Source organism: uncultured Shewanella sp., assembly GCF_947495455.1.
Lineage (GTDB): Bacteria > Pseudomonadota > Gammaproteobacteria > Enterobacterales > Shewanellaceae > Shewanella.
The window spans coordinates 1-14,229 of the sequence record NZ_CANLZC010000127.1 but is presented as its reverse complement, the minus strand read 5'-3'; the positions used below and the strand labels follow the sequence as shown (position 1 = coordinate 14,229).

Genomic DNA, 14,229 nt, shown 5'->3' with positions numbered 1-14,229 from the left:
ATACAACGTAGAGGTCTTTATACCGTATCTGAAAGATCGTTCAATTGATCGTCCAAATTATTAACTGATCAGTATTATCACTAGGGCCTGTTGATCTTTGGCGGTTAAATAAAAAACACTGCCCTCTATTTACCCTATAATGACTATGTGTATTCACAGTATGGACTCCCTATGACGCCCTTAAATGATACTCAACCTTTTGTGCTAACCGATTATAGCCATTCTCAACGATTACACATCATTACGCTAAAACAAGAGATCATCACCGCCTTCAATCAAGAAGCACTGAAATGGAATATTCAAGCAATAGAATTTACCCCTTTTTTAAGATTCATACTGGCGGATCTTTTAGACTCTCTTTGTCACAATCAACTGGGATATTGCTTAAAAAATATCATCATGTCTCGCAATAAAGGGGCATTCCTACTAAAAAACGAATCCCAAGCTTCCTCCTCAATTGAGAATAATATTAAGCTTGCCACCGCGATTTCTCATTTAGTCGGTTTGCCCAACTTTGATGCCATGTCTGGAAAATTTTACGCACGCTTTTCCGTCAATCACCGAGATAATAGCGACAGCTATTTAAGAAAAGCCTATCAGTCCCTAACCTTACATAATGACGGGACTTATGTAGAAGAAAAAACAGACTTTGTATTAATGATGAAAATCCATGAACAAAATGCATCCGGTGGAGATTCCACATTACTGCATATTGATGATTGGCAAGACTTAAAACATTTTTATCACCACAAGCTGGCAAAAATTCCATTCAAATGGCAATCTCCTCCCAGCAAAGGCATTCCTCAAAGTATTTTTCACCCTATTTTTATTGAGGAAGACAGACAAGGCAAACCTCAAATGGCCTTTATTGATCAATTTGCCCATCCTCAAAATAAAGAACAAGCCATCTTTTTATATCAACTGCAAACTTCATTAAAACAAGACAAAAATAAACTGTCTTTTTCACTGCCTGTTGGCAGCATACTGGTAATACATAATCACTATTGGCTACATGGGCGAGAGGCTTTCACCCCTCATCCTCAATTATCAAGAGAGCTGCTGCGACAGCGAGGTCACTTTTTTGATTAGCCACTATTAACCAGATTCCATTAAAAATTTAAGGTAACGACTTAGGGCCTAATACCCACAAACGATGCATTTACAATGCAATCTTACACTTTATTGACTCTGCCTTGAGCCTTTTCTTGCACTTTCTGTAACACATTACAGCCAATAAAAATAAACTGCCTGCTCCCATTGTGCCACCAGAGGAGTCGTCATCGATATTCTTTTCTGGCTCTGGCTCTGTAACGAGAATATTAGTTTGAGTTTCATACACTAAATCATCATCAAAATAGCTCGACAATGTCACCTTGTACTCACCGAAATCTGAGAACTCATGCTTAGCATTCACTCCCACATAAGTTTGATCTTCGACTAACCAATGATGGGTTAAAGTCAATGCTTGCTTGACATCAATAACGGCGGACATACTGACAGTTAAGCTTGACAGTGTATGGTCAATCGCTATTTGATTAATTAAAGGGCTGACTAAATCTATGGTATTAACTCGCGTATCGATTAACTTTTCATTCTGAAACACCATCAGTTTGGCTTGATATAAGCCCACCTTATCGTAAACATGTTCAGGCGCCTTTTCATTCGATGTCGAGCCATCGCCAAAATCCCAAAAATACTGAATATTGTCATCGACTGTGCTGTCAGCACTCAAGGCACTGCCCGTCATACACATTGACAGCAAGCCACTTCCAATGATGAACTTGAGCTTCATTCCTTATCTCCACAGCATGCTAAGCCATTAAAGTATGATAATTTCACAGCAGCATTATAATTATTAACAACAAAATAACATACAGAGTTATTCAAAAGGAGGCAAACATTCATTTTCAAAAGGTGTTCTAAAACAGCGCTCTCTAATAGGTTCAAAGGCTTCTCGATGAGCCGTAGCCGCTTGCCATTGCGCTAAATATACCGATTGTTCTTCTTCGGTTTCCGCCACCTGATAGAAGGCTTTAACTCTTTGTTCTTGCCGCACACGAGCGCCATATTCTTCTTCCACAGCCTCGACAATGTTCATTAATGTCTCTTGCTCAGGTAGCTCAACTTGATTGATACTATAATGACCCGACTCTTGATATTGTTTCGTATGCATACTGCGAATAACGGGCGGCATAGCATCCATATCTTGTGCAAGACCTGTCGGCTCAAATAAATAGGTACTCAATTGATTGAGCGTATCCATGCATTCATCGACCTCATCGCCTTTACAACTGGTGGGTCTACTCTCTAATAAAGCTTGTAATGAAGCGGGGATCGCGCCATTGGAATTCACTTTAACCGTCAACACCGCATTTTGCGCATACTCTTTAAACTCTTTTGTTGTCGTTTTCGTTTTCGTCCAAAACAACAACCGAATTTTCACTTTAGTGACGAATTTTTTATAATCTTCCACCGATTGAAAATGTAACTGACTGGTTAAAAAGATATCTCGACCATAATCTACTTGATAGACAAAACTATCACCACACTGACTGGTATCCACATCATTCAATACTTGTCTATTTTCAAAGGTATGATGTCCTTCATCAAAATATAAATGCAATGATGAAGACACAGTTAAGTCATCTCTTGCATTGGTATGATACACAGAGGTGGACACTGAGCCTGCCACAATAAACAAATTAACCCCACCATGCACCTCACCAAAAGTGCGACTTCTTACTTGCCTTTGATCCAGTTGATTTAAAAAATTAAGCTCTCCCTTGCCTTGGGTATGCTTAACCAAAGTACCATCAAGACAACTGGGCATCGATTGGTAAGTTTGACTATTAAACCCTTTTCCGAGATCTTCAGTGGTATAACTATCACCAAAATATTCTCTTGCAATAGTGGGAAAAGCCAGCAGCAAACATAAAAAAACTAATCCAAATGATTTCATAATATTCCTTTCAATATGCCTGACACGGCTCACTAGCACACAATGTAACGAGTTGTTTATCAAAAATAATATATTAATTAATTTGCAAAACTAATTCGAAAACCTACTTTAAAAACGTATCATTGTCAGTATTGAGCGCTCCTTCGCTTAAATCCTTCACAGCACGGCCAGTTTAAAATACTCAAAGCAGGACACGTACTCTCGATAAACGTAGATAACCAATCAATAAACGCGGGCATCCAACGCATCATTTGAGTATGAATGAGGCCTAACGTCCACCTAGACCTCATTTCTTATTACGACATCAGGTTAAACTACTGATTAATTAAAAAACCAATTCGAAAACCTAATTTAAAAGCGTATCATTGGTCAGTATTGAGCGCCCCTTCGCTAAGTGCTTCACAACGCCGCCAATTTAAAATACTCAAGTAGGGATGAGGCCTAACACCAACTCAGACCTCATTTCTTATTACGACATCAGGTTAAATTACCGATTAATTAAAAACCAATTCGAAAACCTAATTTAAAAACGTATCACCGTAAGTATTGAGCATCCCTTCGCTTAAGTGCTTCACAACGCCGCCAATTTAAAATACTCAAGTGGGAATGAGGCCTAACGTCCACCTAGACCTCATTTCTTATTACGACATCAGGTTAAATTACCGATTAATTTAAAAACCTAATTTAAAAACGTATCACCGTAAGTATTGAGCGCCCCTTCGCTTAAGTGCTTCACAACGCCGCCAATTTAAAATACTCAAGTAGGAATGAGGCCTAACGCCCACCTAGACCTCATTTCTTATTACGACATCAGGTTAAATTACCGATTAATTTAAAAAACCAATTCGAAAACCTAATTTAAAAACGTATCGCCGTAAGTATTGAGCGCCCCTTCGCAAAGGCGCCAGTTTAAAATACCTAGAGCAGGACGCGTACTATCGATAAAGGTCGGTGCCCAACGCATGTTGCGGTAAATGGTACTTTCCTCATCAAGGATCACACCCGCTCTCACCGCCTCTTGACGCGCCATTTCACACTGCTTCCAATCTAAATCCGTGGTCGTGGGCAATTGAAGCTGCGTGATGTCATAAGATTGTGGGCAAGTCAGGCCTCGTTGAGCACAATCTTGTTTCATGGCGTTATAGCTATCCTCACAGCTGGTGCCAAAAGGGTTATCTCGGCAGTAATCAGCCGCCGTATAGAAAAACCAAGCGTTATCGTATGCAGCTTGTTTAATGTCTTCAACGGCATTGCGCTGCGCTTCAGGCAAATAAGCATAATAACTGGTTAACAATTCACTGGCTCTGTGTTCATCCATTAGCGCTTGTTGAAAGTCTTCTTCTAAATCACTGATCAATAACTTAGTTGCATAACGGATATCTTGATAAGCAGGCGCCAGCGCTTTAAGCGCCAAACTGCTAGAGTCATATCGTGTCATGTAGTAATTAACGACGTTATAATCATCCAAAGTTTGTAGTTGTGCTTGGAATTGATTTTTAGAGTAATCAACCGCTTCTTTGAACATATCAAAACAAGGTGCCGGATTTTCTAGAGAACAAGTAATGATATTATTGGGAATAATACTCAATAATTGTTTAGGATCGCCGCCCCGTTGCACCGCTCTCACCGTAATTTTAACCGAAGACTTAGTTTCTTCTTGTAGGTATTTAAGCTCGCCACCCACATTAAAGACGCCGCCATATAAATCCACATCTAAGTAACCACCAATATCAGATTTATCTTTATTACTGCCGTATTCAATTTTAAGGTTCACCAATAAATTGGCCCCATACTCGATGGCATAAACAAACTCATCCCCAACCAACTCTTGGATTTGACTTTGATGATTGGTTGCCACCTCAGTGCCCGCAGTCGACAAGGTATAACCTGCAGACGCATCATTGGGTAATAATAACCGCTTCTTGGGTACACTACTGGCACTAAAGGTATAAGAGCTACTGTAAGTACTTGACGCCATTTCTGTCGCCATGGATGCACCCGCCGAAACCCGTACAACAGGGAAGTTCACATCCACATCCACGCTTCCCGCTAAGGTGCTGAGAATGTCTTCATAACTCATATCAATACCGGTTTTAAATGACAACTCAGTGTTACCAAAGGTTTCATCAATGCGCCCCGCAACAGGCTGAACATTCAAGAAAATTTCTCTTTGGCTATCATAGGCTGTTCCCAAAGGAATATGATCGTTCACCAAAGCACTGACCGTTGAGCCGCTGACAGCACTGGCCTGCATTGATGCTAACTGTGATGCTTTATCAGCCTGGCCATCACTTGCCATTGCATTCGTCCCCAGCATTGCCGAAAACAGGCTTGCATAAATAAATTTCATGATTTTATCCTTTTATCTGGGTTATTGAACTGTCACAAGATAGTCTTCTACTTCGCCATACCAAATACGCGTACAAGCATTACTTGATCCGCCCCCAGCATCCATAGCAACACGCATCATAGTTAAACCGGGTGTTGCAGAACTAGGTACGGCAAGATTAAAAGTAAAAGCATCCATACCTTGGCCATCAAACACCATCTCATCAGACGTAAAGCTGCCATCTTGGTTCCAATCGATCCAAGCCCTTGCAACTAAAAATGAAGGTTCTTCAGGAATTTTAAAACCTGGCGTTAATACCACTTCATGCTCTTGATTCAATCTCATTGGAAACACTAAGCCAGACACTTGAGTATAAGCTTTTGATGAAGAGGCATGGGTTTTACCATCAACACTCACAGCTGCTATCCATTCCCACTCATTGTCATAACTTTCATTAGCACAATACTCATGCTCAATGACAGTGGTTTTAAGGGCCACGGCTTCATACTCTGTCGGCATCAAAGTACAATCCTGAGCCACATCCGTTCCCGCATACCAATCATAAGGATTGGTAAAATCAGCATTAGCAAAGGTTAAATAATTGACCTTTCGATTGTTAATTTTATCCTGTGAAACCCATAAGTTTTCCAGCTGCCTGATTTTTTCAGCGTTAGTCAACACTTGGGTCGCATCATGAGTTTTTTCCCAAATTTCAACCAACAGGCCTTCATAGCACTTTTCTAACCAATCAAAACGACCTTGGGCTTGCTCTACTGTCAGTAAGTCGCCTAACTCATTGTAAGCAGCATTATCGATACCTTCTGCGGCCACTGAGCCACTCAGCCCCAATAAAAAAACCAGTGAATATTTGTTAAACATAGGAATATCCTTATTCTAAAACTGAAATGATATTGGAGTAGTCTTGGATGTAATTGCTCACGACATCCGCTTCAAAATCGGCGCAATAGGTTCCTTGAGGGTTTTTCTCGCAATAATCAACAATATCGGCATACATGTTGGCATTATCACGACTTTGCTGCTCGATTTCGCTTAAATCAGCAATTTCTTGCGCAGTAAAAGCAGAAGCATAATAACGCTGTAAGTTTTTCGCACGACGATTAATCAAACGCTCATCAATCCAGCGGCTAGTCGTATCTTTAACAATCAACTTGGTTAAATAGCTGGTTTGCTGATAGCCATTCTCAGGAACGAGTGCTTGCAACCCAGGTCCCGCCCTTTCATATTCAACAAGATAAGTATCCGTGACGTTATAATCGGTTAACTCATCAAACTGATGAATATAATCTTGTTTGAGGTAGACAATGGCTTCCTCAAATAAATCAAAACAAGGTGTCGGATTTTCTAATGTGCATAGCATGATGCCATTAGGAATAATATCGAGCAGACGATTAGGCTCCCCGCCACTTTGATAACCACTTACACTGATTTTAACTGACTTTTTCTTTTCATCATCAAGTAGTTGCAGCGCACCATCCACTTCGACTTTGCCCACCCAGTCAACACCTAAATAGCCACCAATGGCCCTTTTATCGGCTTCATCTCGGTATTCAATCTTCATATTGATCACCACATTGGAACCCAATGCAAAACCATTGACAAACTTATCACCTAAATGCTCGGCGCGATTACCAGGGTAGGCCAAAGCCAGTTCACTGGCTGACGTAGTAGGTTGATAACCACTATCATCAACTGGCAACCACATTTGGGATTTAGGTTTCATTGATGCATAAACGCTGTAAGTACCACTGTATTTATCTGCACTGATCTCTTTGGCATAATTCGCACCCGCATCGACTCTAACGGCTGGAAAATTAAACCCAGCATCCACAGTACCATCGATAAGATCAATCACTTGAGAATAAGACAGATCCACTCCCACACGAAAATCCATAATGGAATTACCTAACGTCTCATCAAGCACACCTTCTACTGTTTGCAAACCGAGAAAGTAATCACCGTCGCTTTGATAACCTGTTCCTAATGGAACCATATCACTTGATGACATTTCCATGCTTTGCATCAATGCCTCTTTTTCAGCATGAATTTGTTCAAGCTTGAGTGCACTTTCCCCAACACTTGGGGCTGATAAACAGGCGCAGGCAAGCACATAACCTACTTTGCTATGTAGTTTCATTCTCATTTCCTTTGAAAGAGGCCCAGATTTAAATGAAATTCTGGGCCGAAAAGAGTTATTGCTGACTGTTAAGATAATCTGTGTGCCAAGACGTCGGGAGACGATTTAACACATCTTCCCTTGACTCAGACTGATACTTAAACTCATTTTCGCTTTGCATGCTCAAATCACCCACTAGCAGGCCATTAGCATACATAGCAAAGCTTTCCCCTTGATCATAATGACTATCCCCTTCAGGGCGAGCCAATTTCAAGTTATAGACATTGTCATCGTAATCCACATGACGAATGCTACTGATCATGACCTTATCCGTTTGCGTTTGAATACGGTCACCCACTTTAAGCGCGTTCGCCCAAACAGGTTGATCAGCTACATTAAGCACTGGATGGGACTCTGTTAACAATAAGACTTCACCTGTGCTCGTGGTAATTTCAACCATAGGAATGGTTTCTACTCCAATTGAGATATCCTCAATAACCAATGGCATATCCTTATGAGGCGAATATTCACTGGCACCTAATACCTTATCACCGATTTTAAGGCGCTCAATAGGCATAGTTTTACCGCTAGGTAGAGTGATCATCGAGCCTTTTGCCAAACAGCTATACACGATTTGCATCACAGGTTGCTGCGAATAATAACTCGAATAAGGATTAGACGATCCTATGATATACACCATAGATCTGGCAGGACGACTCGCGCTCAATTTAACCGATAATGCCAGATGCATGATCCAATGAGCATCATCATAGCGACCAAACAAGCTAGCATCACCAAACGTCGCTTCTTCACGAGGCAAATCCCAGCTTAAGGTGGTTTTATTGGTCGCATCGTCATAGACAGTGACTAAATTATCGGCAAATAAATCTTGAATATCGGCATAATCCCCATCACCAATACTGGTTGCGCCGCCATTTTCTTTAGTTTGAATATAAATATTCGTCGGATATTGAACAACATCAGGTAAATCATCTGAGGCTTTATAGATCTGTTCAACCATGCCTGTGATCTGTAACTGCCCTTTAAAAGGCACATTGAGCTTAGTTTGATCGTTAGGTGTTCCCAGCGGATACATATTCTCATAATCACAATCACCGTAATTGCGATTTAAGCAGACGATAATTTTATCATCTAAAATATTCTCGCCATCAGCAGAGCGCGAATCAACCGGTGCGATTAATTCTGCATCCATAGAATACCCACCCGCTCGAGCCTCAGCAGGGGGACCAAAGTTCAAAACAGAAGGAGTGGGATTATAGTAACTGTTTGCCTCTTCAAGTATGCTCAATATTTCATCACGAGAATACTCAATCATAGCATTACGCTCTTCTACGGTCTCAACACCATTTTCATCTTCAGTTACTACAGTGACCCAAGCATCACCGTAGATATTCTCAGAGTTTTGAACTAAAGACAGTGCAGCAGATAATGAAGAGACACTCTCAATGGCTTTACGCTTTTGCGTCGTGGTATCATCGCCAAAAAATTCGGCAAAATTAATTAACGTCACTTCTTGCCAGTGTTCATTCACTAAGGTCAAATCAATCAAGGTATAATTAGTCGGTGTCTGCTCACTATTGAGGGCCGATGCCACTAAATAAGGTTCATTGGTTTCTTTGTGTACTTTGACGGCAAACCCCATATGCGTAAAGAAAGAGCATAAATTGGTTTCACCTTCAACACAATTACCAGACACGGCATCGGCTGTGGTCACCGTATTTGTGGTCAGTGTCGATAGCCGCTTTTTAGCAAGGGTTTTGTCTCTTTGTTGATCAATCAAAGAAAACAAATGAGGCCGATTTTTTGCACTTAACCCTAATTTTTCTAGGCGTGCCTTCGTCCGTTTAACCTGACTCATTTGAGTAAAGTCGGTTTCTCCTTGAGATTGAAAGGTCTTGCCTTTTAACTCACGCAGTGAGGTTTTAAGCTGATACTGCTCAGTTGCCATCACATGAGGTTGAACCATTTCATCGGCAATAGTAGACTGAGTGACTCCGGCTGTGCCCAGTGCAAGGGCAATAGCTAAACTTAATTTTTTCATCATTTCCTTATTTACCTTTTGATTATTATTAAAATTAAGGTAACAACTTAATACCTAGTCGATTGCCCATTTCCATGGACGAGCTCTAGTTAAGAGGGACGATAATAGCCCCAATCTATCATCACAGCTCCCTTCTTAATCACTTAAGCCTTGCAACTCACATTAACCAACACACTGATCACTACCTAGGATCAACATACAAGTCAAAGTCTTCCACTTCACCATTTTCAATGGCACTACAGGCATTGGTTCCTCTTACTTCGTCATAATCACCGTTATGAGCAAACTCAAGCTTCACTCTCACTTTAAAAGGTGTTTCACTGCCATCCTCATTGCGCGTATTCTCATTGACTAAGAAAGTTTGCGACGATTTCACTCGACAATTGTATGCATTAGACGCATCGCACTCTCGCGTAAATCCACCGTCATAGTTAGTATATTGAAAGGCATTTTGCTCACTTTCCTCAAACACGCCATCACGATCTACGTCAATCCAAACCGTCGCTCTTGCGCGCTGACTTCGCGTTAAAACACCAGCATCATATCGCCCCATGTCATTACTGATTAAGTCAAGTGTGACCGCTTGTCCTTCAATGGCGTACATATGGCTTTGCACACCATGAGCTAAGTAAGCACTTTCATTTCTTCCGCTAGATCCTAGAAAATAAGGGACACCATAATAATCAAATTCAAGTTCATTAATATAAGCGCTATCTGAATCAAAGCTATTGATTTTACCAGGAATACACATACCACCGAGTACCAATTCTTGCGTCACGCTATCTTGAGCACCATCATCATAAGTCACGTCTAGACTGATCCCATAAGTGCCACTACTGGGAAAATCATAATTGAGCGTCTCACCTTGTCCCATACTGACCGCACTTTGACCTGCTTGCTGATAAGACCAAGTAAACTCAGGATTTCGGCTATAGTCTAATTCATCTGTAACCGCATTAAATTGCACTCTGGTTGTCCCTGTGATCTCATAAGTAAACTCAGCTGTAGGTGACGTGGCTTGCGCTTCTAACGTCGTTAAAATATCAAAGGCCATGCCCTTAGACACACTACCGCATCCCCAAGCCGTGTATTCATCTAACACTACACGCAGTAAAATGGGGCCTGCATCGATATCAGCAAGTCCCGTTAACTCTGGCGTACCATCAAGTATGGGCTTTTCTTCTGCTAACAATTCATTGCGATCAAAATAGCCATTACGATTGATATCTGCAAAAACAGTCACATTCTTGCCACTAAAGTTACCTGCTATTGTAATTGGTGTTTGTTGAGTATTAGGTAAAACGATATGGCGAGCATCAACATATCGGTATCCCGTTGTTGGCATAGTGTAATCTTGCCCCATAAAGGTAAATTGACTCACTTCTCCATTTGGACTGTGTATAGTTGGTGTACAAAGCAATGGCGATGAGTGAATATAATCTTGACTCAAGCCCTGCAGTAAGGTGCCATCTGTTTTAAGCACACTTAACGAAAAGTTGACATGCTTGGCATTCGCATCGTAACGATGTTCACCGGTCAACACCTCTTCAATGGTTACACCATTATCCTCATTTGCCGACCAATTGACCTGAGTACCATCTCCCCAATTCAGGTGCACTTCTTCAATTTCGTTAATATTAATATCAGACGAAATCCAATAGCTAGATTGATCATAATGTTTGTATTGAATAAAGCTTAATGCATTGATTTGGCTATTATCTGGAAAAATACCTAAACGATGTAAACGTTCATCTAATGCCGCTTGCCGACTATCGGCCTCAGAGGAAGAAAACACATTATCCACTTGGCTTAATAAACAAGTACCCATGTCATTAAAGGTCATGTTTGGCGTAAAACATTGAACATTTCCACTTAAAAACAGCTTAAACGCTTGTTCATGAGTCCATCCATCGGATACCACTAACTCGTAAAATAGCTTGCGTAAGACGCCACCATTAGCATACTTGCTGCTTTCTGCATTATAATCCCTGGCATCATCGATAGAACTTGCGTCATAGGAAGGCAGCTCAAAGATCCGCATGGCTTCATTATAAACATAAGTATCCCACGCATAAGTCCACTGATATTGCCGCTTATTTTGATAACCTGTACTGTTTTTATAATTGTCTGTTTGATTTCCTAACAGGTGAGTTTCAAAATAATGATTGGCCGCAATAGCTGAAATATCACTTAAACCTTCGCCAATGGCTCCAGCTTGTCCCGTAGAATCTAATCCACCATTCCAGTCACTTAATGCATGCATGGATTCATGAGCCACTAAATCAATGGTCGTTAAGGTATAAAAACGTTGCGCCCACTGTCCGTTACCATAATTAACATACTCACCATCCCAATTGGCATCATCCATATGCCCACCTGTGATCCCTAACGCATGAGCACGTTGTGATAGCCGTTTTAAACAATAATCGCCATTAGGCTCGCCTCGGCTATTGGTCGGACAATCAGGGGAGTTGGGATTAAAGATTTTTTGTTCGGAAAATAAATCATCTAAATAAGAATGGTACATTTGCATGACCACACCACCATAAAAATGGGCATCATTTTCAGGCGAAAAAGAAAAGAAGTCATAATAGATGGCATCGACTTCTTCTTGTCCAAAATGTTCCATACTGCTACTGCAATCATATCCATAGGCGGTATCGTTACTGCCATTCATTTCATACTTTATTGTTGTGACATAATCATTTTCTAAATAGCAGGTATCATCCACTTGTGTCACAATAAAAGGATAACCCTCAAAATTCGCAAAAATAGCATTAGCACTGGTATCCTCAAAAAGTACCTGAGAGCCATTATTAGCATAAGTCACACTGTCGACTAAACTTTCATAGGTTTGGCAAAGGTGCATTGAATCCGCACTTGGGCTATAGCAAGTTAATCCCAATTTTTCATTACCGCCTGCCCCACCGGCTTTTTTCTGAGTGCCTTCGGCGATCAACGCATTGGTAGAATTAGAGTTGGGAGCAAAGACTAAGCCAGTTGTTGTATTTGTTTGAATACCAGCTTTAACTCCCTTTTCAAATGCCGCTTTGTGGTAATTGAATTCCCATTCAGGTAACTTAGGATTGTCAAGGGTATACGCGCCCATTGATAACCAAGACTCATGAAGATTAACACTTTGATCCACGTGAGACGCAAAAACACTCCCACTCATAACGGCGCAATTAATAGCAAAAAATAAACGTGAAAAACATCTTTCCATGACGGCTCCATCCAACATTTTATATGATATTCAAAAGAATATAGTTTTAGCATTATTCATTCTTTTCGATCACTGCCCATTCAAAAACCGACACAAAGAATAAAGCCAACAACAGACAACATTCTCACCCAAATTGTTACAAAATAAAACCAATTTTTAACATCATGCAACATTTTAATGCCCACTCTATTCTTTTTAAGGGAAACATCAACAGGTAAAAAAGTGAGAAAAAACATCAATCACACTTAAATCACATTATTCTCATACTCTTGAATCAGGAATATTATCTAAATCTCGACATTAAAACCCTGCTAACTCAGATTATTAAGATAAAACCTCGAAAAATTTAGAATAAAAACACTATTTGTGACAAACTTTTTTATGACTATTTTAAAATCTTTTAACGATCTTTATCGATTAAGGGTGTTATTGATACTTAAAAAGCAAATAAAAAGACACAGAATAAATTCAAGGAAAAACAAATATAAAAAATAAGGTAATGACTCACTTAAATGGCATTTTAAAAATAAAAGACACAATAAATCGATTTGACTCACCCTATCACTGAAGCTTTTGACTCAATTTCACCAAAGAGTTATGTCACATAAGTACCTTTAAATCAGCAGGTTAATGAATCATGACAAACTATCCACAAAAACCTATGACTTAGCTAAAGGCATACTTGTGTCATTCATTATCGATATGAAAAATAAAACACTGCGCCTCTTAATAGCAGTCTAAGCATAGAAAAGCATAAACCTCCTCAGCCTTCTTCAGTCGAAATGAGACATCAGTATTATACCCGTGATACATGAAAATGCATGTTTTCAGAACCTGTAAAAGTGCCGAATTAAAGGCATATTCTTTTTAAAAGATAAAGGGGAAAGAATGCTTACTTTTAAGGTGATAGAACGCACAAGTCGGTGATTTTACTTTTTACTGTCTTTTTAAATGATATTAAATACTGTGTTTATTTTACTTCCACTTTAGGTTGTCTATTTATAAAAACCTGTAACTTCATTGTTACTGTAAACAGTATCCCCCCTTTTTAACTTCATAAAACTTTAAACGTTTAAGTTAAATTAACTCCCTGCTTCATATAGTAATGTCATTCTTTATTTTATCGAATCTAATTTAACTCATTCTAAACATCATTATTATTTTATATTTTTATAGAATAAAACAAATGATAAAGTAGCAGATCAAATCATTAGAACTTTATCTTTATAACAAAGTAAATCCCATTATTACAATGACATAAAACCAACCTTATATTTACCGTATCTATACTGACACTATATTCATTTGGTTTATTACCTCAATGTAATGCACTTGGTTATTGCTTTTTAGAAATAAAGTCATATAAAAACAAATAAGTTCAGAGGTAATAAATGGTTAAACCATTAATAAGAACATTATTATATTTAATATTATTTGCACTCACTTCCTTAGGTGTCCCCTTATATAAAGCAGCCACATCAAGGGTTTTGAGGTAAAATACTCCAAACAACCATAATAAGCT

General features: G+C 39.6%; 8 protein-coding genes. 1 reads left to right on the top strand and 7 read right to left on the bottom strand.

Going from position 1 to position 14,229, the window contains the following annotated elements:
• The first annotated feature begins 171 nt into the window (after window positions 1-171).
• Window positions 172-1,089 (top strand): glutarate dioxygenase GlaH, encoded by a 918-nt coding sequence (gene glaH / locus Q0791_RS22110; protein WP_299011299.1) that lies wholly within the window; start codon window positions 172-174, stop codon window positions 1,087-1,089.
• 70 nt (window positions 1,090-1,159) lie between these two features.
• Here the strand turns inward: glaH and Q0791_RS22105 are convergent, their stop codons facing one another.
• The 7 genes from Q0791_RS22105 to Q0791_RS22075 form a co-directional block, all read right to left on the bottom strand.
• On the bottom strand, window positions 1,160-1,792 hold the full coding sequence (locus Q0791_RS22105; protein WP_299011298.1) for a PKD domain-containing protein: 633 nt from the start codon (window positions 1,790-1,792) through the stop codon (window positions 1,160-1,162).
• Window positions 1,793-1,879: 87 nt separating this feature from the next.
• Window positions 1,880-2,959 (bottom strand): hypothetical protein, encoded by a 1,080-nt coding sequence (locus tag Q0791_RS22100; protein WP_299011297.1) that lies wholly within the window; start codon window positions 2,957-2,959, stop codon window positions 1,880-1,882.
• An 853-nt stretch (window positions 2,960-3,812) separates the two neighbouring features.
• Window positions 3,813-5,309, bottom strand: a complete 1,497-nt coding sequence (locus Q0791_RS22095) for an internalin (RefSeq protein WP_299011296.1) — start codon at window positions 5,307-5,309, stop codon at window positions 3,813-3,815.
• Between the two features lie 21 nt (window positions 5,310-5,330).
• Window positions 5,331-6,167 carry a GEVED domain-containing protein gene (locus Q0791_RS22090; RefSeq protein WP_299011295.1) on the bottom strand — a complete coding sequence of 279 codons (837 nt, stop codon included), beginning with the start codon at window positions 6,165-6,167 and terminating at the stop codon, window positions 5,331-5,333.
• Window positions 6,168-6,177: 10 nt separating this feature from the next.
• Window positions 6,178-7,443, bottom strand: coding sequence for a hypothetical protein (locus tag Q0791_RS22085; RefSeq protein ID WP_299011294.1), 1,266 nt, complete (start codon window positions 7,441-7,443; stop codon window positions 6,178-6,180).
• Between the two features lie 55 nt (window positions 7,444-7,498).
• Entirely contained in the window at window positions 7,499-9,487 is a 1,989-nt protein-coding gene (locus Q0791_RS22080; RefSeq protein WP_299011293.1) for a Hint domain-containing protein, read from the bottom strand.
• 178 nt (window positions 9,488-9,665) lie between these two features.
• Window positions 9,666-12,707 carry a M4 family metallopeptidase gene (locus Q0791_RS22075; protein WP_299011291.1) on the bottom strand — a complete coding sequence of 1,014 codons (3,042 nt, stop codon included), beginning with the start codon at window positions 12,705-12,707 and terminating at the stop codon, window positions 9,666-9,668.
• Window positions 12,708-14,229 lie beyond the last annotated feature (1,522 nt).